This window comes from Paraburkholderia sediminicola (genome assembly GCF_046026675.1).
GTDB classification, from domain to species: domain Bacteria; phylum Pseudomonadota; class Gammaproteobacteria; order Burkholderiales; family Burkholderiaceae; genus Paraburkholderia; species Paraburkholderia sediminicola_F.
This window is the reverse complement of record NZ_JAQQEY010000001.1, coordinates 938170-965010: the sequence shown is the minus strand read 5'-3', so window position 1 is coordinate 965010 and position 26841 is coordinate 938170. Positions and strand designations below refer to the sequence as shown.

Annotated in this window: 25 protein-coding genes, 1 tRNA gene and 1 pseudogene; 10 read left to right on the top strand and 17 right to left on the bottom strand. The window is 61.7% G+C overall.

Going from position 1 to position 26841, the window contains the following annotated elements; all coding sequences use genetic code 11:
• Positions 1–100 precede the first annotated feature (100 nt).
• Both PQQ86_RS04195 and waaC read right to left on the bottom strand, forming a co-directional pair.
• Complete coding sequence (locus tag PQQ86_RS04195; protein ID WP_167363299.1) at positions 101–238, bottom strand: hypothetical protein; 138 nt, start codon at positions 236–238, stop codon at positions 101–103.
• A gap of 718 nt (positions 239–956) precedes the next feature.
• On the bottom strand, positions 957–1985 hold the full coding sequence (gene waaC, locus PQQ86_RS04190; protein WP_408265068.1) for a lipopolysaccharide heptosyltransferase I: 1029 nt from the start codon (positions 1983–1985) through the stop codon (positions 957–959).
• Between the two features lie 212 nt (positions 1986–2197).
• Here waaC and PQQ86_RS04185 point away from each other — a divergent pair, with 212 nt between their 5' ends.
• Positions 2198–3613 carry a chloride channel protein gene (locus tag PQQ86_RS04185; protein ID WP_408265067.1) on the top strand — a complete coding sequence of 472 codons (1416 nt, stop codon included), beginning with the start codon at positions 2198–2200 and terminating at the stop codon, positions 3611–3613.
• 233 nt (positions 3614–3846) lie between these two features.
• Here PQQ86_RS04185 and PQQ86_RS04180 read toward each other — a convergent pair whose 3' ends face one another.
• The 6 genes from PQQ86_RS04180 to map all read right to left on the bottom strand — a co-directional run bounded on the left by PQQ86_RS04180 (position 3847) and on the right by map (position 8242).
• A complete protein-coding gene (locus PQQ86_RS04180; protein ID WP_408265066.1) occupies positions 3847–4158 on the bottom strand; it encodes a hypothetical protein in 312 nt (103 codons plus the stop codon).
• Positions 4159–4497: 339 nt separating this feature from the next.
• Complete coding sequence (minE, locus tag PQQ86_RS04175) at positions 4498–4761, bottom strand: cell division topological specificity factor MinE (RefSeq protein ID WP_054035076.1); 264 nt, start codon at positions 4759–4761, stop codon at positions 4498–4500.
• Positions 4762–4775: 14 nt separating this feature from the next.
• Positions 4776–5591: a septum site-determining protein MinD gene (minD, locus tag PQQ86_RS04170; protein ID WP_054035077.1), complete on the bottom strand. Its 816-nt coding sequence runs from the start codon at positions 5589–5591 to the stop codon at positions 4776–4778.
• A gap of 104 nt (positions 5592–5695) precedes the next feature.
• The gene (gene minC / locus PQQ86_RS04165) at positions 5696–6529 is read right to left on the bottom strand and encodes a septum site-determining protein MinC (RefSeq protein WP_408265065.1); all 834 of its coding nucleotides are present in this window, start codon (positions 6527–6529) and stop codon (positions 5696–5698) included.
• 208 nt (positions 6530–6737) lie between these two features.
• The gene (locus PQQ86_RS04160; protein ID WP_408265064.1) at positions 6738–7271 is read right to left on the bottom strand and encodes a GNAT family N-acetyltransferase; all 534 of its coding nucleotides are present in this window, start codon (positions 7269–7271) and stop codon (positions 6738–6740) included.
• Between the two features lie 185 nt (positions 7272–7456).
• Complete coding sequence (map, locus tag PQQ86_RS04155; RefSeq protein WP_408265063.1) at positions 7457–8242, bottom strand: type I methionyl aminopeptidase; 786 nt, start codon at positions 8240–8242, stop codon at positions 7457–7459.
• 401 nt (positions 8243–8643) lie between these two features.
• Between map and PQQ86_RS04150 the strand changes: the two genes are divergently transcribed.
• The 3 genes and pseudogenes from PQQ86_RS04150 to PQQ86_RS04140 form a co-directional block, all read left to right on the top strand.
• Positions 8644–9621: a ferritin-like domain-containing protein gene (locus PQQ86_RS04150; protein WP_408265062.1), complete on the top strand. Its 978-nt coding sequence runs from the start codon at positions 8644–8646 to the stop codon at positions 9619–9621.
• Positions 9622–9742: 121 nt separating this feature from the next.
• On the top strand, positions 9743–11068 hold the full coding sequence (locus tag PQQ86_RS04145) for an Nramp family divalent metal transporter (RefSeq protein ID WP_408265061.1): 1326 nt from the start codon (positions 9743–9745) through the stop codon (positions 11066–11068).
• A gap of 79 nt (positions 11069–11147) precedes the next feature.
• A pseudogene (locus tag PQQ86_RS04140) lies at positions 11148–11933 on the top strand (alpha/beta hydrolase); the annotation flags it as partial.
• A gap of 152 nt (positions 11934–12085) precedes the next feature.
• Here the strand turns inward: PQQ86_RS04140 and PQQ86_RS04135 are convergent.
• The 5 genes from PQQ86_RS04135 to PQQ86_RS04115 form a co-directional block, all read right to left on the bottom strand.
• A complete protein-coding gene (locus PQQ86_RS04135; RefSeq protein ID WP_408265060.1) occupies positions 12086–12598 on the bottom strand; it encodes a chalcone isomerase family protein in 513 nt (170 codons plus the stop codon).
• 1 nt (position 12599) lies between these two features.
• Positions 12600–13811, bottom strand: coding sequence for a class I SAM-dependent methyltransferase (locus PQQ86_RS04130; RefSeq protein WP_408265059.1), 1212 nt, complete (start codon positions 13809–13811; stop codon positions 12600–12602).
• Between the two features lie 12 nt (positions 13812–13823).
• Positions 13824–14675 (bottom strand): DUF1365 domain-containing protein, encoded by an 852-nt coding sequence (locus PQQ86_RS04125; RefSeq protein ID WP_408265058.1) that lies wholly within the window; start codon positions 14673–14675, stop codon positions 13824–13826.
• Entirely contained in the window at positions 14672–15976 is a 1305-nt protein-coding gene (locus PQQ86_RS04120; RefSeq protein ID WP_408265057.1) for an NAD(P)/FAD-dependent oxidoreductase, read from the bottom strand. Before PQQ86_RS04120 ends, PQQ86_RS04125 begins: the two co-directional genes overlap by 4 nt.
• Before the next feature lie 244 nt (positions 15977–16220).
• Positions 16221–17180 carry a transporter substrate-binding and LysM peptidoglycan-binding domain-containing protein gene (locus PQQ86_RS04115; RefSeq protein WP_408265056.1) on the bottom strand — a complete coding sequence of 320 codons (960 nt, stop codon included), beginning with the start codon at positions 17178–17180 and terminating at the stop codon, positions 16221–16223.
• A 663-nt stretch (positions 17181–17843) separates the two neighbouring features.
• On the opposite strand from PQQ86_RS04115, the gene PQQ86_RS04110 reads away from it, so the two are divergent.
• The 4 genes from PQQ86_RS04110 (at position 17844) to PQQ86_RS04095 (ending at position 19967) form a co-directional block, all read left to right on the top strand.
• The gene (locus tag PQQ86_RS04110; RefSeq protein ID WP_408265055.1) at positions 17844–18362 is read left to right on the top strand and encodes a hypothetical protein; all 519 of its coding nucleotides are present in this window, start codon (positions 17844–17846) and stop codon (positions 18360–18362) included.
• 348 nt (positions 18363–18710) lie between these two features.
• Entirely contained in the window at positions 18711–19061 is a 351-nt protein-coding gene (locus PQQ86_RS04105; RefSeq protein WP_408265054.1) for a hypothetical protein, read from the top strand.
• 100 nt (positions 19062–19161) lie between these two features.
• Positions 19162–19554 carry a hypothetical protein gene (locus PQQ86_RS04100; RefSeq protein ID WP_408265053.1) on the top strand — a complete coding sequence of 131 codons (393 nt, stop codon included), beginning with the start codon at positions 19162–19164 and terminating at the stop codon, positions 19552–19554.
• Between the two features lie 50 nt (positions 19555–19604).
• Positions 19605–19967 carry a hypothetical protein gene (locus tag PQQ86_RS04095; protein WP_408265052.1) on the top strand — a complete coding sequence of 121 codons (363 nt, stop codon included), beginning with the start codon at positions 19605–19607 and terminating at the stop codon, positions 19965–19967.
• Positions 19968–20071: 104 nt separating this feature from the next.
• On the opposite strand, the gene PQQ86_RS04090 is transcribed toward PQQ86_RS04095, so the two are convergent.
• The 3 genes from PQQ86_RS04090 to PQQ86_RS04080 form a co-directional block, all read right to left on the bottom strand.
• A tRNA-Ser gene (locus tag PQQ86_RS04090) sits at positions 20072–20161 on the bottom strand.
• Between the two features lie 157 nt (positions 20162–20318).
• The gene (gene serS, locus PQQ86_RS04085; RefSeq protein WP_408265051.1) at positions 20319–21614 is read right to left on the bottom strand and encodes a serine--tRNA ligase; all 1296 of its coding nucleotides are present in this window, start codon (positions 21612–21614) and stop codon (positions 20319–20321) included.
• 136 nt (positions 21615–21750) lie between these two features.
• Entirely contained in the window at positions 21751–23064 is a 1314-nt protein-coding gene (locus PQQ86_RS04080) for a replication-associated recombination protein A (RefSeq protein ID WP_408265050.1), read from the bottom strand.
• 254 nt (positions 23065–23318) lie between these two features.
• Here PQQ86_RS04080 and cytX point away from each other — a divergent pair, with 254 nt between their 5' ends.
• On the top strand, positions 23319–24635 hold the full coding sequence (gene cytX, locus PQQ86_RS04075; protein WP_408265049.1) for a putative hydroxymethylpyrimidine transporter CytX: 1317 nt from the start codon (positions 23319–23321) through the stop codon (positions 24633–24635).
• A gap of 81 nt (positions 24636–24716) precedes the next feature.
• Here cytX and speB read toward each other — a convergent pair whose 3' ends face one another.
• Positions 24717–25706, bottom strand: coding sequence for an agmatinase (gene speB, locus PQQ86_RS04070; protein WP_054035089.1), 990 nt, complete (start codon positions 25704–25706; stop codon positions 24717–24719).
• A 171-nt stretch (positions 25707–25877) separates the two neighbouring features.
• Between speB and PQQ86_RS04065 the strand changes: the two genes are divergently transcribed.
• Positions 25878–26798 (top strand): LysR family transcriptional regulator, encoded by a 921-nt coding sequence (locus tag PQQ86_RS04065; RefSeq protein WP_408265048.1) that lies wholly within the window; start codon positions 25878–25880, stop codon positions 26796–26798.
• Positions 26799–26841: the final 43 nt, after the last annotated feature.

The window sequence follows — 26841 nt, the reverse complement described above, 5'->3', positions numbered from 1 at the left end:
CGCTTGAGCGGCTGCCCGCGCCTATGCAGGCAAGAGGCAGCCGTCAGCGTGGCGCTGCATCCAGGCCGGACCGTCCAGGCCTCTCGCGCGCCGCAAGCCCTTACCGGTAGTAGTACCCGCCGTGGTGGTAATAACCGCCGCCACCGTAGTAATAGCCAGGCGCCGGTGCAACGATGCAGCCGCCGAGCGCCGTTGCGAGTAGTGTGCCGGCGATCAGGGTCAGGATTAAGCGTTTCATATTGTTCTCCTTCGAGTCAGATTCATTCGAGCCGAAACCCCGAATGACTCGATTGAACACGACCCGGCCTCGCGCGAACGTTGCGATTTGTAAGGGAAAATCACTGAGGTGTTACACCTTCGGACCCCGAAACCCGCTGCACCCGAAGCGCGACGACGACAGACTCACGTCAGACAAAAACACCGCCTATACTGCTTTGAACATGCACGATCCGCGCAAGTCCTGCCCGTGGCGGGTGCGCGAATCGGGGCGCTGATTATGGGTGTTGGGCAGGCGTTTCCATGCGCCATGGCTGAGCCAATAGCCATGCAAAAGCGCACACGTATAGCCAATTAGGCACTCAACGAAAAGCGACAGATTTAACAGGTGTGTAATGCGCGGCGCTTATCCAAACGCTGGGAGCGGCCACGAGTAGCCGCCCGCGAGACGCCAATGAGCGGCGCACGAATCTGCCGGCGCGCGCGGCATCTCTTGATGAATGCGCTATTGAACTCGACCGCCGGTCGGCGGTCTCTTTAGAACTGAGTCGGCTACTCGACGTGGCCGCTCAGTGCGTGAGTCAGTTTGTTCATTGTAGTGATTCCTCTCCGCCCGTAGTTCCCCGACGCGGGCGTTTTTCGGAGGCGTTCCGTGGCAGCGCTCGTTTGATTGGGCGACTGCGCGTCGCGCCTCTTTTCTTTTAGCCAAACGATTGCGCGAAAGCGCTGCAAAGCTGCGCTCAGGCTGCGGCCGATCCGTGCTGCATAACGACGGCGCGTGGCTCGGTATGCGCGTCGCTGGACGCATTGCTGTGCACGTAATCGATCGCCTCGAGTGCTTGCGCAATGGACGGCACTGAACGGCCGTCGCCGATCGAGATCGAGCGGAACGGTGCGTCAATGCCGCAATGGTCCGGCGAGGTCGCCACGAAAATCATGACCGTGCGCTTCAGCAATGCATGCGCCATATGAACAAAACCCGTGTCGGTGCCGACCACCAGCGCGCAGGCGTCGATCATTTGCGCGATTTCGGTCACGCTCAGCTTCGGCAGGACGGTCGAACCCGGCACCTGCGACGCGATTTGCTCCGCCTCGGCGCGCTCGCCTTCCGAGCCCCATGGCAACACCACATGGAAACCGCGCTGCGCCAACTCCTGACCGACCGCGACCCAATGAGGCAGTGGCCACTTCTTGTCGTCTTTGGAGGTGGCGTGAAACAGCGCCGCGACCGGTGCGCTATCAGCCGCGAACGGCGCGGTGGCCGGTTCGGGCAGGCGCAGATTGTAGACGGCCGGGCCTTCGACCTCGTAACCCAGCGCCTCGCTCGCGCTGATGCGCATGCCATGCCACGCATCGCACTGCGGACGCGGGCCGAAACGCCCCGTGTAGGCAAAGGCAGCGCCCCGCTCGCCCAGATCCTGGGACTGGTAGCCAATACGCTTCGACGAACGCGCCAGAAAGGCGATGATCGCGCTCTTGTACACGCCGTGAATATCGATGATGTAGTCGTAGCGATAGGCGCGCAATTCGGCGATCGACGCCCAGATTGCCTTGAAATCGCCCCAGCGGCGCGCCTTCTTGAAACGGCGCAGCGGCGCGCAAAGCACCCGGTCGACGCTCGTGCTCCAATGCACCACTTCGGCGAATGCCTCGTCGGCCGCCCAGTCCACTTCGACGCCGGGAAACGCGCGTTTGATGTCAGCGGCGACTGGCAATGCCTGCACGATATCGCCGAGCGAAGTGACCTTGACGATCAGGACTCGCTTCATTGAGGACCTATTAATTGTTCGAACATCAGAATATTTTAGCCGACGATTGGATTAATCATCGCCGAACGCTCCAGTGCGCCGTACCGGCATTAATACAGGGCGTTACACCGCGCGCCTTACGAATAGCCCTTTTACTATATTTCAAAAAACTTTCATACGGTTGAAGCGATCGGGCGCGCTTTATAATTCACCTTTTGCGCCAGCACATCCTCATGTCCCGGGCACTTCTTCCCCTCTCTTCCGGCATCGTGCGTCGCGCGAGACGCCTGTGGCGTCAATACGGCATCTTCTGGCTCGGCGCGATCGCGGTCGGCCTGGTGGCGGTGCTGTATGCCAGGCTGATCGATTGGGGCTACGGCGAATTCCGCACCATGCAGCAGCGGTACGTCTGGGCGCCGTTGATCGTCACGCCCGCCGTCGCGGCGCTCGCCGTCTGGCTCACGCGCACGTTCTTCCGCGGCGCCGAAGGCAGCGGCATTCCACAAGTCATCGCCACCCTGCATGCCAAGCCCGGCGAATACGGCGCACGGCTGTTGTCGTTCCGGATTCTGTTCGGCAAGATCGCCGTGTCGTTTCTGGCGATTCTCGGCGGCTTTACGATCGGGCGCGAAGGGCCGACCGTGCAGGTTGGCGCGGCGCTGATGTTCAATCTGCGGCGGCTGTATCCACGCTCGAACGCGCAGATCGAACGGCAACTGGTGCTGGCGGGCGCGGCAGCGGGTTTGTCCGCGGCGTTCAATACGCCGTTGGCGGGGATCGTGTTCGCGATCGAGGAACTCACGCGCAGCTTCGAGGCCCGCGCGAGCGGCGTGCTGATTACGGCGATCATCATCGCCGGTGTGATCGCGCTGGGGCTGAACGGCAACTACACCTATTTCGGCACCATCCAGATCGGCGCGCACTTCCCCGATCTGCTGGCGGTGGCCGTCGTGCTCACGGCAATCGTCACCGGTATTGCGGGCGGCGTGTTCGGCTGGCTGCTGCTGAACACCGCGCGCTGGATTCCGGCGCCGCTGCGACAGTTGCACGGCGAGCGGCCGGTCGCGTTCGCCGCGCTGTGCGGTTTCGTGATTGCGGTGGTCGGTCTCATCTCCGGCGGCACGACCTTCGGCAGCGGCTATGCGGAAGCGCGTGGCCTGCTCGACGGGCACGAGCACCTGTCTGTGTTCTATCCGTTTCTGAAGATGATCTCGATGGTCGGCTCGTACCTGCCGGGCATTCCGGGCGGCATCTTCGCACCGTCGCTGTCGATCGGTGCGGGCTTCGGCAATCTGCTGCACATGGTGTTCGGCTCGATGCAATTATCGATGCTGATCGCCCTCGCGATGGTCGGCTATCTGGCTGCCGTCACACAGTCGCCGATTACGTCGTTCGTGATCGTGATGGAGATGATCGACGGCCATGCGCTGGTGATTTCGCTGATGGCCACCGCGTTGATTGCGAGCCGTGTGGCGCGTCTCTTCGCGCCGCCGTTGTATGAGTCGCTGGCCCAGCGCTATATGGCGCCGCTGCCGCAGCCAGCACCCGCACCGGTGCCGGAAGTGCCCGAAGTCGACGCGCCCGAACCAACGGCCGTCGATGAGATCACGGGCGATGCGCCTGCTGAAGACGGCGCCCCACGTCAGTAAATGACAACCGCCGGTGCACGCATATAAACCGGCCGCGCCGGCACCACTACGCAACCGGCTAGCATGACCGCCAGTACGGCGATCAGAAGCAGATTCTTTTTCATCACGTGTTCCTCTGAAACACAGGCGAGCGCTACGCCGGACGCACGAGCGGCGCCTGTGTCGTCAAACTGGGGGGAGCGGCACGGGCGGTGTCGATTCCGCCGTACCGCACGCTGTTGAAGCGGGTGGACTTAAGCCCAGTGGCCTTCGACCCAGCGATAGTTCGGACCGTGTTCGACCCAGTGGCCCGGCACCCAGTGGTAGCCGACGCGCTCGGCCTGCCAGTGGCCCGCGTCCCACACATAGCGGCCGTGATCCCAACGCCAATGACCGTGATCCCACACGTAGCCGACACGCGGTGCCGGCACGGCTTCGTAACGCACGGCCGGCGGTGCGGACGGCGCGATCACGACGACTTCCCCGGCCGAAGCGGAGGCCACAACGGATGCACCAGCAGCGATCAGAACAGCGTTGGCGATCAGCAAGCGAAAGGTCTTGTTCATGTTTTCCCTCTTTGGATGGACACCGAATGCGGCGTTATCCGTTTAATGCGCGAGAGGACGAAACCGCTGACTGTGGGCGTGTAACGGCCCACCCCGAAGTGCAACGGATTATTTCTCCGCGCGAAAAGCACGCGTGAGAAGACCTGTGCGAGCGCACATGAACACAGAAGCAACGGGGACGACGACGAGGATAACGACGGAGGGGAACGGCGGGAGGACACAACGAAACCGCACAACGATACAAAGAACGCATAACAACAACGACAACAGCGACAACAGCGCTTACGCGCCCCACCTCGTCACGTCACATCGACGGAACGAAACAGAGCGCGCATCACATTACGCGGAACCCACCTGCGGTATTTCGATCTTGACTTCGAGCACTTCGAGATCGTCCTGACGTTCCAGGCTCACACGAATATCGTCATCGGAGATTTTCACGTACTTTGAAATTACGGCCACCAGTTCGCGTTGCAACGCAGGCAGATAATCGGCAGGCGCATGGCCGCCGGCGCGCTCGTGCGCGATGATCAACTGCAGGCGTTCCTTCGCTACCGACGCGGATTTCTTCTTCTCGCCCAGCAAAAACGAAAGAATCGACATTACGTGCGCTCCCCTTACTTGGTGCCGAAGAGGCGCTGCAGCAGCCCTGGCTTCTGGTAATCGGTAAAGCGAAGCGACTTCTGCTCGCCGAGGAAACGCGACACGACATCTTTATAGGCTTCGGCGACGTCGGTACCGTCGAGGTGCACAGCCGGCAGCCCCTGGTTCGACGCATGCAGCACCGCTTCCGATTCCGGAATCACGCCGATCAGATCGATGCGCAGGATTTCCTGGATGTCGGTCAGCGACAGCATTTCACCTTCGCTCACGCGCTTCGGGTTGTAGCGGGTGATCAGCAGGTGTTCCTTGATCGGCTCCTTGCTTTCGATTGCGCGCTTGGTCTTCGACGACAGGATGCCGAGAATACGGTCCGAGTCGCGCACCGAGGACACTTCCGGATTCGTCACGATCAGCGCTTCGTCGGCGAAGTGCATGGCGAGCAGCGCGCCCGATTCGATACCCGCCGGCGAATCGCAGACGATATATTCGAAGTCCATCGCGATCAGGTCGTTGATGATCTTCTCGACGCCTTCCAGCGTCAGCGCGTCCTTGTCACGCGTCTGCGACGCCGGGAGAATAAAGAGGTTCTCACACTTCTTGTCCTTGATCAGCGCCTGGTTCAGGTTGGCTTCGCCCTGGATCACGTTGATCAGGTCGTACACCACACGGCGCTCGCAGCCCATGATGAGGTCGAGGTTACGCAGGCCGACGTCGAAGTCGATCACGGCGGTTTTGCTGCCACGCAATGCGAGGGCCGATGCAAAACTCGCGCTCGTGGTCGTCTTGCCCACGCCACCCTTGCCCGAAGTCACCACAATGATTTTTGCCATTACCCTTACCTTGTGTTCGTCAAATTCGTCAATTATGTGCGGCCATATTTGCCGTGGAACCCCGCGTGCCTTGTACGTTCAGGGCAGCGCGCGCTTCACGTCGATCAGGTGAGCCGCAACGGTTCGATCATCAGTTTTTCTTCTTCAAGCCAGATCTGCACCGGCTTGCCGAGCACGTCGGCCGGCAGCGGGTTCTCGGTCGTACGATAGATGCCCGCGATCGAGATGAGTTCCGGCTCGAGACACGTACAGAAAATGCGCGCGTCGTGATTGCCCTGCACGCCGGCCAACGCCCGGCCGCGCAGCGGCGCGTAAATATGGATGTTGCCTTCCGCGATCACTTCCGCGCCGTAGCTCACCAGACCGAGCACGACCAGATCGCCCTTTGCGTAGATGCGCTGGCCCGAGCGCAACGGCTTGTCGACCACCATGGTTTGCGACGACGTGGCGAGGCGCACGGGCTCGGCGGCCGGTGCAGGTTCGACCGCGGCGGCCGTGGCCGGTGTGCCTTCTACTGCCGAAAACAGATCGGCCGGCGGCGTGGCCGTCGCTGCGGTGGTAGCCGGTGCCGTAGCGGCCGCATTGGCGGCTTCTTCGTCAGCGGATTTAGCGGACGCGCCGCGACGGTCACGCGCTTCGAGCAAGGGCAGCGCGGACTCCGCCGCCCACGCTTGCTGCGCATTGGCCACCACGCCGACCGGGCGCATGCGCACGCTGTCGAGCAGTTGCGCGATGTCGGCGAGCGGCACGCGTTCGTTCTCGGCGAGCCGGCGCACGTCGATCGCGACGACGTCGTTAGCGAAAAATTCGGGGGTCGCCTCGAAGCGCCGGGTCAGTTCGGCACGCATCGCGTCGAGGTCGGTTGTCTTGACCACAAACAGGAGCGTGTCGACAGAGCCGCTGCGGAGTTCGAAAAAGGGCGATTTCTTGGGCGACATAGCGTTCGGCAAAAAATTTTGCGTATTTTACAGGCGTCCAGGCGGGGAGCGAGTTTTTTTGCCGACAGAACGCACCACGGCGGCCTGAATACCCATGACGTGGCCACGCCTCGGCCATTCAGGCCGCGTTCTGGCCGGTCATTCGGCCATGAGCGCTGTAGCGACGCGGATGGGAAGTGAGCGGCAGGCTGACGCGCCGCTCGCGGGATCACTGCTGAAATACCTGTGATGTGGTCGGCACGTGCCGCACCAGCAGGCTTTCTGCCTGCTCGGGCGCACGCACGACGCGCCGATGTTCGCCGGTGGGACCGAAGCCGAGCGCCTCGTAAAAGCGCATCGCATTGCGGTTGGCGTCGGCGACCCACGCGTAGATTTCCATGGCGCCTTCGCCGGCAAGCCAGGCGCTGGCGGTGTCGACCAGCAACTCCCCGCCTCGCAGATGACGCACGGCCGGCGCCACCCACAACTCGCAGACGAACGCGCGGCGCGCCGCGGTGTCGTCGAAATAAGCTTCGATTAGCCCTGCCGGATGGCCCTCGGTATAGAGGATGAAACTGGTGAAGATAAACGAAACGGCGTGTTCGGCAGCGGTGGCGTCGAACGTGGCGGCATCCGCCGACAACGCGTCCTCTAGCGTCTCGCCGAAGGCATAGGGTGCCTCCCGCAGCGACGCAGTACGGAGTTCGCGGAAAACAGCGCCCTGATCAGCGGCGATACGGCGAACGGTCAATGACGGACTCATGCAGACGAAAACCCCTTGAAACCCTAAGGCATAGCTTTAACCGAACCGGCGCGCGAGTCAAATCCTTATTTGCCGGATCGAACTGTAGCGGCGGTTCCTGGTGCAGGCGCCGCGCGCCCGCTGGGCAGCAATTCGCGCGCCCACCGTCCGGATAGCCGGTTCGTCAGACGCGCTGGTCACTGCGTTCAAGGTGCTTCGTAATTGCCGGTGCCGTCCGGCCACGGCGTCAGCAGCTCGTAGCCCTCTTCGGTCACGGCGATCATGTGCTCCCATTGCGCCGACAGCGAACGGTCTTTGGTGACCACAGTCCAGCCGTCACGCTGCACCGCAGTGCCGGCGCGGCCCGCGTTGATCATCGGTTCGATCGTGAAGACCATGCCCGGCTTCAAACGCACGCCCTGCCCCGGCTGACCGTAGTGCAGCACTTGCGGGTCTTCGTGATAAACCTTGCCGATGCCGTGCCCGCAATAGTCGCGCACGATCGAGAAACCGTCGCGCTGCGCGATCTTCTGGATCGCGTAGCCGACGTCGCCAAGCGTGGCGCCCGGCTTGACCTCGCGAATGCCGGCCAGCATCGCTTCGTAGGTCGTGTCGATCAGCTGGCGCGCCACTGTGCTCGGCTGGCCGACGCAATACATGCGGCTGGTGTCGCCGAAATAGCCGTCTTTGATGATCGCAACGTCGATATTGATGATGTCGCCGTCTTTCAGGATTTCGCTGCGGTTGGGAATGCCGTGGCACACCACCTGGTTGACGGACGTGCAAACCGTCTTTGGAAAGCCCAAATAGCCAACATTTGCCGGAACCGACTTTTGCGTATTGACAATGTAGTCGTTGCACAGCGCGTCGAGTTCGTCGGTGGAGACACCGGCCTTGACGTGCTCGCCGATCATCGCCAGCACGTCGGCCGCGAGGCGGCCGGAAATGCGCAGCTTGGCGATGTCGTCAGGAGTCTTGTAGGTAATGGCCATGAATTCGGTGGGGGTGAAACGATGTTGACGATCGGCCAATTGTACAGAGGATGTACAGAGGATCGCCGGATGGCCTCCGCGAGCCGGGCGGGGCCTGGTCGCCGGGCGCTTTTTCCGCACGACGCCGATAGGCTTTCTCGAGCCGGAAAAACCGTGTCAGCCAGTCTCATGCTGCGAGCGCACAGAGAAATGTTTTGTGAGGCTTGCATCTGGCAGCGCACTCGCGCCGTAAAGAAGTTGAGGACTCGATTTCTTCCCCCTACATCGTTTAGTTCTTCTCAGAAGAACGGGGCCTCTTTGCGTCCGCGATTTGCGTTTGAGCATCGCGTGGATAGCAGTTGTCCGCGCGTATGCGTCGCGAGTCCGCGGCATTGGCGTCGAACCATCTGAGGAGCATAGCCATGTCGGAATCCAGCAATAAATCAGCAGAGCTTATCGACATATTTGACCGCCGGGTTGAACGGCGCCTGCAGCGCAGACAGTTCTTTCGCAACGCTGGCGGCCTGGGCCTGGGTCTGGTCGGCGGCACGCTGATCAGTGCGTGCGGCGGTGGTTCCGGCGCGAGCGCGTCGGCCGCCAGCGCACCGACCGATCCGGAGATTCTCAACTTCGCACTGAATCTGGAATACCTGGAATCGCAGTTCTATACGTATGCGACGACGGGTGCGGGCCTCGCGGCCAGCATGACGGCCGGCGTAGGTACGCTGGGCACGGTAATTCCAGGGCAGCAGGTACCGTTCCAGGATCCGGTCGTTCAGGCCTATGCGAACGAAATCGCCAACGACGAACGCGAGCACGTCACCTTCCTGCGCAGCGCGTTGGGCTCGGCGGCAGTCGCGATGCCCTCGATCGACATCGGCGGCACCAATCCGAACGGAGCGTTCTCGAACGCGGCGCGCGCTGCGGGTCTGGTCGGCGCGGGCGTCGCCTTCAATCCGTATGCGAACGACAACAACTTCCTGCTCGGTGCGTTCATCTTCGAAGACGTCGGCGTGACGGCCTATAAGGGCGCCTCCCCGCTCATCTCCAACAAGACCTTCCTCGAAGCGGCTGCCGGCATCCTCGCAGCCGAGGCGTATCACGCAGGGCTCGTGCGTACGGTGCTATTTGCAAAAGGCGTCGACACCGCGAGTATCTACACCGCCGCCAACGCAATCTCCGCCGCGCGCGCCAGTCTCGACCAGAACGGCCACGACGATCAGGGCATCACGGGCGCGACGTCCGGCTCGTCGAACATCGTGCCGCTCGACAGCAACGGGCTCGCCTTCAGCCGCGGCTATGGCAACGTGCTCAACATCGTCTATCTGACGAGTTCGATGGCGACCAAGGGGGGCTTCTTCCCGAATGGCGTGAACGGCACGCTCAACATGAGCGCCTGAAGCACGCGACGTGCTGTGCCGGATGCACCGGCAACGGGTCGCCGCGATGCTGATCGCGCTCACCCGTTAGCCGGCCTTCATCTGGATTGCCTTGAACGCTTGAAGACGGACAGGAGCAGTCATGAACGAAGCGATCAGTCACGCCCCCGTGCCTCAAACCCTCACCGAGCAGACCTGTTTCGATATCCGCGAAACGCTGGCGGGGCGGCGTCGCGGCCTGCGGACGATGCTGCCGTTCGTTGGACCGGCGGTCGTAGCCTCGATCGCGTATATGGACCCGGGCAACTTCGCTACCAATATTCAGGCGGGCGCCGGTTACGGCTATACGCTGCTCTGGGTGGTGGCGTTGGCGAACATCGTGGCGATGCTATTTCAGGCTTTGTCCGCCAAGCTTGGGCTCGTGACCGGCAGTAATCTCGCCGAATTGTGCCGCTCGGCACTGCCGCGCCGTTGTGTGCTCGCGATGTGGGGCATCAGCGAAATCGCGGCGATGGCGACCGATCTGGCGGAATTCGTCGGCGGTGCGATTGGCGTTTCGTTGCTCACGCATCTACCGATGATGCCGAGCATGCTGATCACGGCCGCCGTCACCTACGGTTTGCTGCAGTTCGAGAAGCGCGGCTTCCGCCCGCTAGAACTGGCGATCGCGGCGCTCGTCGGTGTGATCGGGCTGTCGTATCTCGCCGAGTTGCTGATCGCGCCGGTGCATTGGCCATCGGTCGTCAAACATACGTTCACGCCGGGCATGCCCGATAGCAACGCGCTGACGATTTCCGTCGGAATCATCGGGGCAACGGTCATGCCGCATGTGCTGTTCCTGCATTCGGGACTCACGCAGAATCGCGTCAAGCCGCGTAATGAAGGTGAGCGCGCCAAGCTGCTTCGTTTTTCGAATATCGAGGTGGTGGTTGCGCTCGGCGTCGCCGGACTCATCAACATGGCGATGGTGATCATGGCGTCGAGCGCATTTCATGCGGGGCACGCCGATATGGCCAGCATCGAAACGGCATGGCGCACGCTCACGCCGCTGCTTGGTGGCGCCGCGGCGGGTCTCTTTCTTGCGGCGCTCATCGCGTCCGGTGTGTCGAGCTCGGTCGTCGGCACAATGGCCGGGCAGATGATCATGCAGGGCTTTGTCGGCTTTCATATCCCCGTGTGGACGCGGCGGCTCATTACGATGGTGCCGGCCTTCGTGGTGGTTGCCTGCGGCGTGGATGCGACACGCGCGCTGGTGCTGAGCCAGGTGGTGCTGAGCATCGCGCTACCGGTGCCGATGATCGCGCTGGTGTGGTTCACTTCACGTGGCGACTTGATGGGCCGCTACCGGAATCGCCGTTCGACCACGATCGCCGCGGTTGCGGGCACGGCCGCCGTGCTGGCGCTCAATCTCATTCTGCTGCTGCAAGTCGCCGGCATTTCGCCCTGGCCGCCGTTTCACGCGGGGTAACGTGGCGAGGCAACTTTCTGCATCCGGTTATCGGGTTGGCGCGTACATTGTTCGAACGCTTTTTATCGAACGATTTTCGATGGACCCGACTCTCATGCCTCGACGCCTGCTTACCTTGACCGCCGCGCTGGCGCTCGCCGCTCTGGGCGGCTGTAGCGCCGCGGGTGTGCTCAACGCCACCGTATCGCACAAGAATTTCCGGGCTGAGCACGGCCTCGCGTACGGCAGCTCGCCGCGCCAGACGCTAGATGTCTACATGCCCGCCGCCAGTTCACCGCAAAGCGGTTCGCACGGCCGGCCGATCGTCGTGTTCTTTTACGGCGGCAGCTGGCAGAGCGGTTCGCGCGACAGCTATCTATTCGTCGGTGCGGCGCTGGCTTCACGTGGCTTTGTGGCCATGGTGCCCGACTATCGGACGTGGCCGGAAACCGCCTTCCCTGGCTTTGTCGACGACGCGGCAGCGGCCGTGCGCTGGGCACGCGATCACGCCGCCGAGTTCGGCGGCGACCCGTCACGGATCTTTCTGATGGGTCATTCGGCCGGCGCGCATATCGTGATGCTGCTGGCCACCGACGGTCGCTATCTGGCAGCGCAACAGATGAACAAACGCGACTTGAGCGGCGTGATCGGCCTTGCCGGCCCGTATGATTTTCTGCCGCTGCACGACGCGACGCTTGAAGAAATTTTCCCGCCCGCGTTGCGCACGGCGAGCCAGCCGATCAACTTCGTCGAAGGCGACGAACCACCGGTGTTCCTCGCGGCGGGCGAGCGCGATACGACAGTCGATCCGGGCAACACCGACCGGTTCGCGGCCAGGCTGCGCGCCGCCGGCGATACCGTTGAAGTGAAACACTATCCGCGGATTGGGCACGCGCTGCTGGTCGGCGCCATCGCCGGGCCGTTGCGTGGCTTTGCGCCAGTACTCGACGATACCAGCGCTTTTATCGACGCACAGGTCAGTGGCAAGGCGCAGCGTGATGGCGGTGCGCAATCGTTGCCATGCGCATCATGCACGCCTCACTGCGTCGTACCGAGCAACTGCTTGCGCAAGGTCGGCGCGCGCGTCGACGGATCGAGCCAGATGCCGAAGAAGGCCCGCGCGAATGCAGGATCGTCGAACTCGCCGGTCATACGGTCACCCGCATAAAAACGCACGCCCTTGTCCGGCAGATAGACCGCGCTTAACTGGTCGCCGGGGCCGACATCGACAAATGCCTGCATCATATCCGCACGCCAGCGCTCCAACGTATCCGCTGGAATCGGCGCGCCCGCAAGACGCTCGATCTCGCTGATGCCCGCATCGACGAACCGCTCACGCTTGATGCCACGAGCGTAAATGATGTGCAGCGCGAAGCGTTCCTCATAGTCGACGGGCACGCGTTCGCTCCACATCTGCGCCCGATAAAGCTTGAATCCAAACACGCTGAAATCGCCTTCGCCCACGAGTTTTGCGGACTGCACGTCGCCGCGCCAATCGGCGCAGGCGGTCGTCGCCCACAACATCAGCGCGATCGCCGCGAGCGCACGCATGTCAGTCCGCCGACGTGAGCACGAATTGCATCACGTCCGTGCGTCCTTCGTCAAAGCCGGCTTCGCAGTAGGCCAGATACAGCCGCCACGTCCGCACGAAAATCTCATCGAAGCCTTGCGTGTGGATCGTATCGAGTTGCGCTTCGAACGCGCTGCGCCAGCGGCGCAGGGTCTCGGCATAATCGCGCCCGAATGCCAACGACGTGCGCGCCACGAGCTTGCCACGCCGTGCCGCTTCGATGAAACGCTGCGGACTCGGCAACATGCCGCCCGGGAAAATGAATTCACGGATGAAGTCACTGGTCGCGCGATAGGCGGCAAAGTGCGAATCGTCGATCGTGATGGTTTGCACGAGCGCATGTGCGCCAGGCAGGAGACGTTCGCGCAAGATGCGGAAATACGTCGGCCAGAATTTTTCGCCGACGGCTTCGAACATTTCGATCGATACGACGCTGTCGTATTGGCCAGTTAGCGTGCGGTAGTCGCGCAGTTCAAGATGCACGCGGTCGCTCAGGCCTGCTTCGCTCACACGCTGCTGGGCGAATTCCAGTTGCGCCGGCGAGATCGTTATGCCGTGCACGTGGATACCCTGGCGCGCCGCGTGCATCGCAAAACCGCCCCACCCGCAGCCGATTTCCAGAATGTGCATGCCTGCGCGCAAACCAAGCGTGTCGAGGATGCGTTGATACTTCGCGTGCTGTGCGGCTTCGAGCGATTGATAGAAATTGCCGTCGAACACCGCGCTCGAATAGGTGAACGTCGAATCCAGCCACTGCGCGTAGAACGCATTGCCGATGTCGTAGTGCGCGTGAATATTGCGCCGGCTGCCCGAGTGCGTATTGGGCCTTAGCTTATGACGCAGACCGTACCACAGTTGTGCGAGCCAGCCGCCGTAGACCGTGCGTTGCAGCGCGCGTTCGTTGCGGATTGCGACGCGCAGCAAGGCAGCCAGATCAGACGTGTCGACCCAGAACGCGCGCCATGCGTCGGCGAAACCGATATCGCCTTTGCGCAGAATCGCGCCGCACGCACGCCAGTCGCGCAGCTCCAGACGCGCGCCCGGCACCGCGTGCGGATCGCCGAACACGCGCTGCTGACCGTCGGGCGTGATCAACACCAGATGCCCAACCTGAATCCGTTCGAGCAGAGAGAGAAACAGACGGCCCGACGCAGGGACGGTTCGGTGTTCGCTCAGGGTTCTTGAAAGCGCCATGGCTGAATCTCCTCAATCGGACGATATGGGGCGCGCAACGGCGGACGGTTGGCCGGCTGCGGCTTGGTCGGTGGATGCGTCAGCGGTACGGCTCGGCGCAGGATGTTTGCCGTAGAACGGCGCTTTCTTGATGGCGAGACGCAACGCCTGCCAATGAATTCGCGCGACGACACCGACGGTCAGCAACGGTTGGCGGAGCAGCGCGGCGAGCGCTGTCGAGCGTGTTAAGGGTTTTAAACGACCACCCAGTGCCGTGCGGATCAGCAAACCGTCAACGTCCTTGTAATCGATAGAGGCCAATGCGCTGTGCGGCGTCTCTCTGATGCGAAATTCGTAGGTCCCCTCGATGCGGCAAAACGGCGACACGTGCAGCACTTTGCGGCAATTGAGTTCCGTTTCAGCCGTAATCGGCGCGTTGCCCGCAGCGCTCAGCAGATAGCTGTGGCGATCGCCGAAGGTGTTGCGCACCTCTGCCAGCAGCGCGCGCAGATGCCCGTCGCGATCGTGGCAAAACCAGAAACTGACCGGATTGAACGCATAGCCGAACACACGTGGGAACGCTTGCAGCCAGATCTTGCCGTCTGCTGCTTCAAGACCCGCCGCCGATAGTTGCGCGCGCATCCATGTAGCGAGATCACTGCCGTCGCGCGGACCGTGATCGCGCGGGTACAGGCTGAGCGGGCGCCAGCGATCGACGCCGAACCAGCCGCTATTGAGCGACGCAAGACGATCCAGATCGCAGCGCACGCAAAACACCGGGTACGTGAAAAGATGATGCTTCGGCCGCAGACGCTCGTGCATCACCTGGCCCGTCAAAAGCCAGGCAGCAGGATCAACGTTAGCTTCGACGCTTGCGGGATTCATAGCTTGGCCCACGCCGGCGACGCGTCGAAATCGGCGGCCACGCGCAGTGCCGATTTCAGACCATCCTCGTGAAAACCATAACCCGTCCACGCGCCCGCGAACCAGGTGCGGCGCTTGCCTTGCAGCGACGGCAGACGGTATTGCGCATCGATGGCGGCCAGATCGAACAACGGATGGTCGTAGACGAAGCGGCGCAGTTCGGTACCCGGCGCCGGCTGAGCAACCGGATTGAGCGTGACGACGAGTGGTGTCCTGAACGGCAGCGGCTGCAGTTGATTGACCAGATAGCTGACGCACACCGGATGCGTGCCGTCGACCGCGCGGCTCCCCAGATAATTCCACGCCGACCACACACGCTGACGACGCGGCAGCAGATTCATATCCGTATGCAGTACGGCGACGTTCGGCTGGTAGCGCACGGCGCTCAGCACGCTGCGCTCGTCCTGATCAGCGTCGTTGTCCAGCAGGCGCAGCGAGGTCGGAGCGTGGGTGGCAAGCACCAGCGCGTCGAAGCGCTCCGTGCCCTTGTCCGTGAATACATCGACGCCGTCTGCATCGCGTCGCACGCCTTTGACTGCAGTACCGACGCGGACGTCGTCGAGCGTCCCGACGATACGCCGCACATACTCGCGACCTCCTCCAACCACCGTTTTCCACTGCGGCCGCCGATTCACCTGAAGCAGCGCATGGTTCAGACAGAAGCGCAGGAACGTGGTGGCCGGAAAGGCAAGAATGTCGGCGGTAGCGCTCGACCAGATCGCCGCGGCCATCGGCAGCAGGTAGTGGCGCTGGAACGCGCCGCCATAGCCACCGGCCGTCAGCAGTTCGCCCATCGACGCGCGCGTTTCGATCGCGAGATCGAGATTGCTTTGCGCACTGCTGTTGAATCGCATGATGTCGCGCAGCATGCCGATGAAGGTCGGCGAGAACAGGTTGCGACGTTGCGCGAACACGGTGTTCAGGCTAGTGCCGGCCCATTCGAGGCGGCCTTCGTCGAGCGAGACCGAGAAGGTCATTTCACTCGGGTGCGACTCAACGCCCAGTTCGGCGAACAGCGCGATCAGGTTCGGATAGGTGCGGTCGTTGAAAACCAGGAAGCCTGTGTCAACGGGATGCGTATGACCCTCGAGCGTGACGTCCACCGTGTTGGTGTGGCCGCCCACGTAGCCTGCCGACTCAAACAGCGTGACCTGATGGTTGCGCGCCAGCAGATAGGCGCAGGCCAAACCCGCGATACCGGCGCCGATAACCGCGACCCGCGAGCCGCGCGGTAGTGGTGAGGTCGGTGGGGAATGGCTCATGGGCGCGTCTCCTGGTCTCAGGGGCGCGCGGTCGGTTAGTTGGGCATGGCGGGGGTTGCGCGTCCTTGAGGGGATTTACGCAGCGAGGGTCGAAACGGATGCAAATCTGGAGGATTTTGAGCGGCAAACACGGGCACACGACCCGGCGAGACAGAGCTAGCCGGCATGCGGCGTACTCACATTGCCTATCAGGGAGCGTTGTTCATGCCGGGCCGCGAGGGCCCGGCATGAACAATCTACCGCCTCAGCGCACCGGAATGATCAGGTGCTGACCGATCAGGATGAGGTTGGGGTTCGGCAGGTTATTGCGCTTTTGCACATCAACAAATCGCGCACCGCTTCCCAGCTGGCTCGCGGCAATGGCATTCAGCGTGTCGCCGGAGCGGACCACGTAGGTCTTCTCGCCGCCGGTCGCAGCAGTGGTGAGCACCTGGTCGCTGATGAAGTATTTACGCAGCAGGTCCAGATAGGCCGGCGACTGCTTGACCTTCGCGATCGCGGAGTTCAGGTAAATCAGGAGCGCGCTGTCTTCCTTGCGTACGCCGATTTTGTACGCGAGGTTGGAACCGTCCAGCTTCGTGACCGCGAACGTCAGGTCGGTGCCCTTGATCTCCGACACGCCGAACGGATAATCGTAGACGATGGCGTCGACCTGATGCTCGTCCAGGAAGTGCGACATCCACGACCGTTGGCCTTCGATGCTCGCATCTGATAGCTCGACGATTTTGCTATTCGGGAACGCTTTCTGGACATACGCCTTCACGTCCGGATCGCCCTGCAGCACGCCGACCGTTTTGCCTGCCAGATCGGCTGCGGAGCGGACCGACGCCCCCTTGGCGACGATCAACGAATAGCCGAAATCCTCGACATAGGGAATCGAATAGACGACGCCGCTCGGGGTGTTGTCGGGGAACGTCAGGCCGTCCATGGCGACGTCGACGACTGCGTTACCCTCCTTGTCGGTCTTCGTCAGCTGATCGGGGACTGCCGGATACGTGTCGACGCCGTGACGCGTGTCGACCACGATGGTCGGATGGTCGCCTGAGGTGAACTCTTTCTGTGCGAACAGGAGATTGGCGAAGTCGACATTGAAGCCTTGCGGCTTGCCGTTGTCTTCCGAGTAAAACGGCCGCGATGGATTTTCGACGCTGACGCGCACGACACCGTTGCTCAGGATCGACTTCAGCGTGTCCTTGTTGGGCACGAAACCGTCCGGATTGCTCGGGGCTGGCGTTTTGGTGTCGGCGCTGCTGGGGAAGTGCGACTTATTTTTCACCATAATTCAGTGGGTCACGAACTCGAATCGATCTAGTGGGCAATGGCTGCGCGTGTCGAATTCAGGCGGAAGTTTTTATGACAAACAAGCATCAGATTATTTTCTAATTGCTTTCAATTCGCGCGTCCGCGGTAAGTGAATTCGTTCTTGCGACCCGAGAAATCAAATGTCGATTATGTGAATCGCATAAATTCGGTGATGTGCTCGCTTTTTTGCATCGATTGGGATGAAGCCGGGTTGAGTGTGAAGAAGGCCACGCAGCGCAATCAAACGGGCGATGCGGGGGGCGCAATGATCAAATGATCCCCTGGCCAGCGACAGCAGGGATAAAGAGAACGAATGACGATCGATTCAAATTAACGTTTCATATCCAATGTGTTCAAGGTGCCGGCCTGGCTCGCTCGCGCGCCAGGCCGTACCGTGTCCCACATCAATCTCCGGAGCACGGTGATGCTGCATACATTGCTAGCCAGACGCGAAGGGCTGACTACAATGTATTGATAAAAGCGAAATTGCAGGGGCGGTCGGCGGTCCATTCAGCCATAGCGGTCAGTAGCGTGACGTTTCAATTCCTTCATTGGAGGCACGGCCATGACCTGCCTGAACGAAAGGATTGTCGGCGCAATATTCCTTGTTCTGAACGGATATGCGTTCGCGGGTGGCCTTACCACCGACCTGCCCGAAGCGATGACCGTTGCGAACATCGTGCCTCTGCCCGAGACGGTTGTTCCACCCATTCCGGAACCGCAACGGTATCTGCACCGCTATGAAATGGAATATCAGGCGGATCAGGGAAAGCCGTTTTACGCACAGGTCGATAATTTCTATAGCACGCAGGCGACCCGCGATTTTCGATTCGGCGCAGGGAGCGTCACGCCAACACCTGAGGCGGTACCGCAGCAGGCATCGAGTTATCTCAATCTGGGTCCGTCGATGGCGCCGCAACTCTCAATAGTCCAGTTGCCGAACGCGACTTTGACGCTCGGCGCGCAACCGCAGCGAAGGCTGTCGTTGACCGTCAACGACTGGGTCTTTTCTGGAACAGCACGTGTGGCAGTTCTACATTCACACGATACGGGAGCGACGCTTTCTGTTTGGCACGGCTTCTGATCCGCGGTTTGCGGATTAACTCGATGTCATTCGATGGCCAATGTCGGGGCGTGCGAAACGCTGTCTCGTCCAGTCGTGACACACGCGGCCTCACTTGCGTGTCTATTAGTCGCAACGGATTGTCGGCGCTCAGATGCGGGGAGCGCGGTGCTCAAATGATCATTGAGAGAATTTGCTCAGCGGGCGAGAGGAAATTACTGATTTGCCTGGGTGGTTGGTCTCCAGTTGCATTCGCTGATTTATACTTTTTGGTGCCACCTAGACAAGGGCGGCCGGGTTTGACAGCCCGAATCACCTGCCCGCACATGGCCGCGCGATAGCGGCTCAATCATGTAACGGGAGCGTCTTATGACTTCTTCAAATACCCCTTCGTCTTTTTCCAAACCCCGCACGCGCGATGAGTTCATCGAAGGTCTGCTCGATGCAGCGGCTAGCGCGGGGGAATTTTATGTACAGCAGTTTGGACGGTTGGCGGCGATTGCGCAGTCGGTCCGGATCGGCAGTTGGTCGGCAGATGACAATGAGCAGTTGATCGTCGCGCTGGAAGGGATTGCTTGTCAGTCGGAGCGGCGAGCGAAGATTGATGTCGATCTGTATCGAGGGATGCTGGCTGGAAATTTGGTGGCGCGACGGTTGAGGAGACAAGTTACTGGAGTTGCCGATCACACCCTCGAGCCATCTAACGACACAAAACACTAAGCGCGACCATGGCGGCTTGCCCCGCCATTTCGAACGGCCGACATCGACGTACGAACGCCCCCAGCGAACAACTTAATTCCAGATCACCCGTAGGAAGCCGATGGAACCGACTTTCCCGATGCCAATAGGAATTAAAAACGAGGCGCGCTGGCGAAAGGATTGCCGAAAGATTCACGCCCGAGCAAAGGATTTGCTTAGTGGCCGATTGGGCGTGATCGAAACAGCTCGTGCGATGTCTCCCCTCGCTTCCTGGACGAGGGCCGAAAACGAGCCTGAGTTTCAGTTGTTCCGCGCCATTACGTCGGAAACCAACCATTTGCCCGTCGGCGAAGTTCGAGCCTATTGGGCTCCTTACGCGCTGGCGCGAGAGGATATCCACATTCAAGCCGCCGAGGATCGCTGGCGGGAGCAGGTTATGGCCGCTGCTGCGCGACTGGTTGAACGCTACAAATGGGCTGTCAAACGAGAAATTTCCCGCGCCCCTCTTCTATGACCCACGCGAAGAACGACTTTCACCGCGCCGCCGCCTGGATTGCATTTATCTTGGAGCGTTGCCAATTTCCGAACCGCGACGCGCTCGCGGCACAGTTCGAGAACGCGGGTATCGTCGAAGTGTGTGAATGCGGTTGCAACAGTTTCGGGCTATCAATGGCTACGCCCGAACTCGCGCCAGGAATAGTCACAAGTGGGCACGGCTACGGTCTGGTCTTCGAAGCCGACTTTCGCAACCGGGCCGAGGAAGGGAAAACCGGCTCACTCGAAATACTTTTGTTCGCCAATGATTCGGGGCATCTGAGCTACGTCGAAATCGACTATCGCGGAAACGCGTTTCCGATCCCGACGCAAATGGATCTTGAGTTAATGCCGTATCACGTATTCGAAAGCAGCAGGTTGATCCGCACGTAACACCGAAGCTTTTCCGCCTGGTACTAACGAAGCGTCTAAACGCCATCGATCACCCCAAAAGCAAAACCCCCGCTGAACTTTCGTTCAGCGGGGGTTTTTAAATTTGGCGGAAAGGGTGAGATTCGAACTCACGGTACCCCTAAAGGTACACTGGATTTCGAGTCCAGCGCATTCGACCACTCTGCCACCTTTCCGGGTCTTCCAACTCACAGCAACAAGGCTACTTAGTTGCCATCTCGTCAGATCCAAGCGGGTCGTTGCTTGGGAGAGAAAGATTATAGAACAGCTGTATCCGATTTCCAAGCCCCTCGGCCAAAAAATTTCAAGGAGACTTGGCAATCGGTAGCGACATCAAGCCGCCGGCACTGCCAGCCGTTCCACCCCACCGAGGTAAGGACGCAGCGCCGCCGGCACCGTCACCGAGCCATCCGCGTTCTGGAAATTCTCCAGCACAGCCACGAGCGTGCGGCCAACCGCCAGACCCGAACCGTTCAGCGTATGCACCAGCTCCGGCTTGCCGTGCGCATTGCGGAAGCGCGCCTGCATCCGGCGGGCCTGGAACGACTCCGTGTTCGAACAGCTTGAGATCTCGCGATACGTATTCTGCGCAGGCACCCACACTTCCAGGTCATACGTCTTGGCAGCCGAGAAACCCATATCGCCCGTGCACAGCGTAATCACGCGGTACGGCAGTTCAAGCTTCTGCAGAACCGCCTCAGCGTGGCCGACCATTTGTTCCAGCGCGTCATACGAAGTTTCCGGCGCGACGATCTGCACCATCTCGACCTTGTCGAACTGATGCTGCCGAATCAGACCGCGCGTGTCGCGGCCATACGAACCCGCTTCCGAGCGGAAGCACGGCGAATGCGCGGTCAGCTTGATCGGCAACGTGTCCGCTTCGACGATGCTGTCGCGCACCGTGTTCGTCAGCGAAATCTCCGACGTCGAAATCAGATACTGCGTGATCGTGTTCTCCTCACCGCCCTTCTCGACGCGGAACATGTCGTCGGCGAATTTCGGCAGTTGGCCGGTGCCGTACAAAATCTCCGGATTCACGATATACGGCGTGTACACCTCGGTATAACCGTGGTGCAGCGTGTGCGTGTCGATCATGAACTGCGCCAGCGCGCGATGCAACCGCGCAATCTGTCCACGCAGCAACGTGAAACGCGCGCCCGACAGTTTCGCGCCGGTCTCGAAATCGAGGCCGAGCGGCGTGCCGACGTCGACGTGATCCTTCACCTCGAAATCGAACTGGCGCGGCGTGCCCCAACGGCGCACTTCGACGTTCTCAGCCTCGTCCTTACCCATCGGCACGCTATCGTGCGGCAGGTTCGGCACGCCGAGCAGCAGGTCGGACAGACGCTTCTGGATATCTTCGAGCTTGGCCGCCGACGCCTTCATCCCGTCGCCGATACCGCCCACTTCCGCCATCAGCGCCGACGTATCTTCGCCCCGCCCTTTCATCCCGCCGATCTGCTTCGACAGGGTGTTGCGGCGCGCCTGCATCTCTTCGGTACGGGTCTGGGTGTCGCGGCGTTCCGCTTCGAGGGCGGTAAAGGCCGCCACGTCGAGGGTATAGCCGCGGTCGGCGAGGCGTTTGGCGACGCCGTCGAGGTCTTTGCGCAGCAGCTGGATGTCGAGCATGGGATGGGGCGGGTGTTCGTTGTATGAAGCAGCGATTTTAGCGCACCGGCGCGGGCGGCCGGCGCGTTAGATGGTCAAGGCGTGCGGAATGGCGACACGGCATCTGAAACCGCCGCGGAAGCCCAGGCGAAAAGGCTCAGCCCTTCTTCGGCTTGTTCTCGCTGCGCCACTGCGCGTCGAGCTCGGCCAGACGCGCCATCTTGTCGCCGATCTTGCCTTCAAGACCGCGCGGCGTCGGCTCGTACCAATGCGGGTCGCGCATGTTGTCCGGCAGATAGGTCTCGCCGGCGGCATAGGCATCGGGTTCGTCGTGCGCATAGCGGTATTCGTGACCGTAGCCGAGTTCCTTCATCAGCTTGGTGGGCGCGTTACGCAGATGCACCGGCACGCCACGCGACTGGTCTTTGCTCACGAATCGCCGCGCCTCGTTGTACGCGTTGTAACCCGCGTTCGACTTCGGTGCGACCGCCAGATAGATAATCGCCTGCGCCAGCGCCAGTTCGCCTTCGGGCGTGCCAAGGCGTTCGTAGGTTTCGGAGGCGTCGAGCGCAATGCGCGCCGCGCGTGGATCGGCGAGGCCGATGTCTTCCCAAGCCATCCGCACGATGCGCCGCGCGAGATAACGCGGGTCCGCGCCGCCGTCGAGCATGCGGCAGAACCAGTACAGCGCGCCGTCCGGGCTGCTGCCGCGCACCGATTTATGCAACGCGCTGATCTGGTCGTAGAATGCGTCGCCGCCTTTGTCAAAGCGGCGCAGATTCTCGGCAAGCGCGCTGCCGAGCAAGGCGCTGTCGATTTCGGTGGACTTCTGCTGGGCCGCCGCGCGCGCGACGATTTCGAGGTTGTTCAGCAGCTTGCGGCCGTCGCCGTCAGCGGAACCAATCAGGGCGTCGCGGGCTTCGTCGGTGAACGTGAGGCCGCCGAGTTCTTTCTGCGCGCGGTCGAGCAGCTCGCGTTGTTCTTCGTCGGTGAGGCTTTTCAGCACGTAGACGGCGGCTCGCGACAGCAACGCGCTATTCACCTCGAACGACGGATTCTCGGTTGTCGCGCCGACGAACACGAACAGCCCCGACTCGACGTGCGGCAAGAATGCGTCCTGCTGGCTCTTGTTGAAGCGATGCACTTCGTCGACAAACACCAGCGTCTGGTGTCCATTCGCGCGATGAATCTGCGCGGTCTCGACGGCTTCGCGGATATCCTTCACGCCCGAGAGCACCGCGGACAAAGCGATGAACTCGGCGTGAAACGCGTCGGCCATGAGCCGCGCGAGCGTGGTTTTGCCGACGCCGGGCGGGCCCCAGAGGATCATCGAGTGGGCTTCGCCGGATTCGAAAGCGACCCGCAACGGCTTGTTCGGGCCGAGCAGGTGCTTCTGGCCGATCACTTCGTCGATGTTGCGGGGCCGCAGGCGTTCGGCGAGCGGAACATTGGCACGGGTTTCTTCAAACATGACGTTTTGGGGATAATCTCGGCTTTTCCGGACGCGGTCCGTGTGAAGGCGGCGTGCTGCCGGATGAGCAAAGCTGGCACGCAAGAGTGCGGGCAACGTCCCGCATTATGACAGTGACGGCGCTCGGGCGATGGCCGCGCCGATTGGCCAGTAATCTCGCCGACAGCCTGACAGGCTAACATCGCGCGCGGATTGGGCGGCAACACCGGCATCGCACGCGAACATCCAAGCAACACCAACAGGGACAAGATTAGATGGCACAAGATCCACTCGTCGGCGACGCCGGCTCCACCTACGCACCGCTCACGCCGGTGCCCGACGCACGCCGCGCGTTCCGCACCGGCGACGCTTTCGCGCTTTGGTTCTCGCTCGGCATCGGTCTGCTGGTCGCGCAGGCGGGCGCGCTGCTGGTGCCGGGGCTGTCGCTGCCACATGCATTGCTGGCGATCGTGATCGGCAGCGTGATCGGCGTCGTATTGCTGGCGCTGGCCGGCGTGATCGGCACGGATACGGGGCTCGCGGCGATGTCGTCCCTGCGGCCGACGCTCGGTGTGCGCGGCGCCTCGGTGCCTGCTGTGTTGAACGCGGTGCAACTGGTCGGCTGGGGCTCGTTCGAGGTGATCGTGATGCGCGATTCCGCCGATGCGCTCGCCAAGCAGGCTTTCGGTTTCTCGATGCCGCTGATCTGGACCGTGATCTTCGGCTTGCTCGCGACGCTGCTGGCCATTAGCGGACCGCTGTCGTTCGTGCGGCGGTTTCTGCGCACGTGGGGCATCTGGCTGTTGCTGGCGGGCGCCGCGTGGCTCTCGTGGAATCTGCTTGCCAAGCATGATCTGGCCGAATTGATGCGCCGCCCGGGCACCGGCGAGATGTCGTTCGGCGGCGCGATCGATCTGGTGGTCGCGATGCCGCTCTCGTGGCTGCCGCTGATCGCCGACTACACGCGTTTCGGCCGACGCCCCGGCGAAACCTTCCGCGGCACGCTGCTCGGCTATGGCATTGCGAACATCTGGTTTTACGCGCTCGGCGCGATCTACGGCCTCGCGGCCGGCGGTGGCGATGCGCTGCTGACCGGCGCACTGGCTCAAGCAGGCGGCGGCCTCGCCCTGCTGCTCATCCTGATCGACGAAGTGGACAACGCGTTCGCCGATATCCACTCGGCAGCGGTCTCGACCGGCACGTTCTGGACACGCGGCAGCGTACCGTTGTTGTCGGCAGCGTTCGGCGCGCTTTGCACGGCGATCGCCTTGCTCGTGCCGATGGCGAAGTATCAGAACTTCCTGCTGCTGATCGGCTCGGTGTTCGCGCCGCTGTTCGGCGTGGTGCTGGTGGATCACTTCATCGTGCGCAAGCGTCGCATTGAAGCCGCCGTGCTCGGCGACGTGCGCGGCCGTTACGGCTTCTCGGGCGGCTGGCATCTGAGCGCGTTCGCGTCGTGGGCAATCGGGATCGTCGCGTATCAGGCGATCAATCAATGGCTGCCGAATCTGGGCGCTACGCTGCCTGCGTTGGTGATCGGCGCGGTGTGTTATCTGGCGCTGGTGTCGGCTCGGAAGACTGCATACGCTTGAGTCGTGTAAGCATCCTCGCAATACAGAAAAGGCCTGCATTTGCAGGCCTTTTCTCTTCGTGCGTCATCAACCTTCGTTGATTCAACGCTTCGACGCCCGATACTCGACACCCGGCAACACACACAGCAGTTCGAACGCGAGATTTGCACCAAGCAGCGCGGTCGTACCGAACGGATCGTACGGCGGCGCGACCTCAACCAGATCGCAGCCGACGATGTTCAAGCCATGCGAGCCGCGAATGATTTCCAGCGCCTGCGGCACCGTCAAACCGGCGATTTCCGGTGTACCCGTACCCGGTGCAAAAGCCGGATCGATACCGTCGATGTCGAAGGTGATGTACACCGGACCGTCGCCCATGCGTTCCCGCACACGTGCCATCAGCGGCGCCAGCGACTGGTTCCAGCATGCCTCTGCCTGCACGACTTCGAAGCCCTGATCGCGGCACCAGTCGAAGTCTTCAGCCGCGTAACCCGTGCCACGCAGGCCGATCTGCACGACGCGGTCGCAATCCAGCAGACCCTCCTCCACCGCGCGGCGGAATGGCGTGCCGTGCGCGATCTTCTCGCCCATCATCGTGTCATTGACGTCGGCGTGGGCGTCGACGTGAATCAGGCCGACCTTGCCGTGCTTGCGATGAATCGCGCGCAGGATCGGCAGCGCGATCGTGTGATCGCCGCCGAGCGTGATCGGCTTGCAGTTGTGCTGGAGGATTTCGTCGTAGGCGGTTTCGATGCGCTTGATCGAATCGTGCAGGTTGTACGGATTGATCGCGACGTCGCCGAGGTCGGCCACGCGCAGCGAATCGAACGGCGCGGCGCGGGTGGCCATGTTGTACGGGCGCAGCAGCACCGATTCGCTGCGGATCTGGCGCGGCCCGAAGCGCGCGCCGGTGCGGTTCGAGGTGCCGAGATCGAACGGCACGCCGACGAAGCAAGCGTCGAACCCTTCGGCCGAGCCGACGTTCGGCAAGCGCATCATCGTCGCAATGCCGCCGCAGCGGGGCATGGCGTTGCCGGACAGCGGCTGCGGCCGTTCACCGGCGTCAGGGGAAATGAAGGAGGAAGTATTCATCGTGTCTCGGCAATGAAAAGAGGGGCAGTAAGCAAATACGTGCAACCGGCCGAGGGATCAATAGAAAAAGCGCACCTTGCCGGGCGAATCTCGATTCTTGAGCAGTTTCCCGCAAGTTAAAATACAAACAGAATAAACTTCACATTGATTCGCAGCGATGTATCCTGCCGTATGTTCTCCCAACTCACCGATCTCGACCTGCGGTTAATCCGCGTCTTCCTCGCCATCGTCGACGCCGGCGGCGTCTCGCCGGCCCAGGCCACGCTCAACGTCGGCCAGTCAACCATCAGCACGCAACTCGCCACGCTGGAAACACGCCTCGGCTACCGGCTGTGTGAGCGTGGCCGCGGCGGCTTCAGCCTGACCGCGCGCGGCGAGCAATTCATCGACGCAGCCCGCGCCCTATTATCCGCCGTCGATACTTTCGGCATGCAGGCGCGCAATGTCGGCCGCAAACTTGTCGGCACGCTCGATATTGGCATGATCGGCCACACACCGGTGTCGGCGAGCGCGCGCATCAGCGACGCGATCGGCCGGTTTCGGGCGCGCGATCAGTCGGTGCGATTTTCGATTCTGGTGCGCTCGCCGGGCGAACTGGAAGAACTGCTGCTGAACGGCCGCATTCAGATCGGCATTGGCTATTTCTGGCATCGCGTGCCGTCGCTCGAATACACCGAAGTGTTCGCGGAAGATCAGTTCGCGTATTGCGCGAAGGGGCATCCGCTGTTCGCTTCTGCCGGAGAGGTGCCACCCGCCGAAGCTGCGGCTCACGAATGGGCGTGGCGCAGCTATCCGTTGCCCGAAGCCGAAAGTTCGACCACGCCGCAGAACGTCACCGCCCTCGCGGACAACATGGAGGCGGTCGCAATGTTGGTGCTGTCTGGGCATCATCTCGGCTATTTACCGGGGCATTTCGCGGCGCCGTTCGTGAAGCAAGGCTTGTTGGCCGCGTTGAATCCCGCACAGATGAAGTACCGCGTGGCGTTTCATATGGTCACGCGGGCGCGGCAACATCGAACGGATATCGTTGAAGCGTTCATCGACGACATGAAGGCTGCGCATCCGTTGCAGGTGTTGGAAGTGGATGAGTAGCGGTTCGGCGTTGCACGCGCCGCCAAAAGAAAAGCCGTGCAAT

What these genes read in the sequence shown, in the direction of transcription:
- PQQ86_RS04195 (WP_167363299.1), bottom strand. Translation starts at nt 238, where the DNA reads ATGAAACGCTTAATCCTGACCCTGATCGCCGGCACACTACTCGCAACG.
- waaC (WP_408265068.1), bottom strand. Translation starts at nt 1,985, where the DNA reads ATGAAGCGAGTCCTGATCGTCAAGGTCACTTCGCTCGGCGATATCGTG.
- PQQ86_RS04185 (WP_408265067.1), top strand. Translation starts at nt 2,198, where the DNA reads ATGTCCCGGGCACTTCTTCCCCTCTCTTCCGGCATCGTGCGTCGCGCG.
- PQQ86_RS04180 (WP_408265066.1), bottom strand. Translation starts at nt 4,158, where the DNA reads ATGAACAAGACCTTTCGCTTGCTGATCGCCAACGCTGTTCTGATCGCT.
- minE (WP_054035076.1), bottom strand. Translation starts at nt 4,761, where the DNA reads ATGTCGATTCTTTCGTTTTTGCTGGGCGAGAAGAAGAAATCCGCGTCG.
- minD (WP_054035077.1), bottom strand. Translation starts at nt 5,591, where the DNA reads ATGGCAAAAATCATTGTGGTGACTTCGGGCAAGGGTGGCGTGGGCAAG.
- minC (WP_408265065.1), bottom strand. Translation starts at nt 6,529, where the DNA reads ATGTCGCCCAAGAAATCGCCCTTTTTCGAACTCCGCAGCGGCTCTGTC.
- PQQ86_RS04160 (WP_408265064.1), bottom strand. Translation starts at nt 7,271, where the DNA reads ATGAGTCCGTCATTGACCGTTCGCCGTATCGCCGCTGATCAGGGCGCT.
- map (WP_408265063.1), bottom strand. Translation starts at nt 8,242, where the DNA reads ATGGCCATTACCTACAAGACTCCTGACGACATCGCCAAGCTGCGCATT.
- PQQ86_RS04150 (WP_408265062.1), top strand. Translation starts at nt 8,644, where the DNA reads ATGTCGGAATCCAGCAATAAATCAGCAGAGCTTATCGACATATTTGAC.
- PQQ86_RS04145 (WP_408265061.1), top strand. Translation starts at nt 9,743, where the DNA reads ATGAACGAAGCGATCAGTCACGCCCCCGTGCCTCAAACCCTCACCGAG.
- PQQ86_RS04135 (WP_408265060.1), bottom strand. Translation starts at nt 12,598, where the DNA reads ATGCGTGCGCTCGCGGCGATCGCGCTGATGTTGTGGGCGACGACCGCC.
- PQQ86_RS04130 (WP_408265059.1), bottom strand. Translation starts at nt 13,811, where the DNA reads ATGGCGCTTTCAAGAACCCTGAGCGAACACCGAACCGTCCCTGCGTCG.
- PQQ86_RS04125 (WP_408265058.1), bottom strand. Translation starts at nt 14,675, where the DNA reads ATGAATCCCGCAAGCGTCGAAGCTAACGTTGATCCTGCTGCCTGGCTT.
- PQQ86_RS04120 (WP_408265057.1), bottom strand. Translation starts at nt 15,976, where the DNA reads ATGAGCCATTCCCCACCGACCTCACCACTACCGCGCGGCTCGCGGGTC.
- PQQ86_RS04110 (WP_408265055.1), top strand. Translation starts at nt 17,844, where the DNA reads ATGACCTGCCTGAACGAAAGGATTGTCGGCGCAATATTCCTTGTTCTG.
- PQQ86_RS04105 (WP_408265054.1), top strand. Translation starts at nt 18,711, where the DNA reads ATGACTTCTTCAAATACCCCTTCGTCTTTTTCCAAACCCCGCACGCGC.
- PQQ86_RS04100 (WP_408265053.1), top strand. Translation starts at nt 19,162, where the DNA reads ATGGAACCGACTTTCCCGATGCCAATAGGAATTAAAAACGAGGCGCGC.
- serS (WP_408265051.1), bottom strand. Translation starts at nt 21,614, where the DNA reads ATGCTCGACATCCAGCTGCTGCGCAAAGACCTCGACGGCGTCGCCAAA.
- PQQ86_RS04080 (WP_408265050.1), bottom strand. Translation starts at nt 23,064, where the DNA reads ATGTTTGAAGAAACCCGTGCCAATGTTCCGCTCGCCGAACGCCTGCGG.
- cytX (WP_408265049.1), top strand. Translation starts at nt 23,319, where the DNA reads ATGGCACAAGATCCACTCGTCGGCGACGCCGGCTCCACCTACGCACCG.
- speB (WP_054035089.1), bottom strand. Translation starts at nt 25,706, where the DNA reads ATGAATACTTCCTCCTTCATTTCCCCTGACGCCGGTGAACGGCCGCAG.
- PQQ86_RS04065 (WP_408265048.1), top strand. Translation starts at nt 25,878, where the DNA reads ATGTTCTCCCAACTCACCGATCTCGACCTGCGGTTAATCCGCGTCTTC.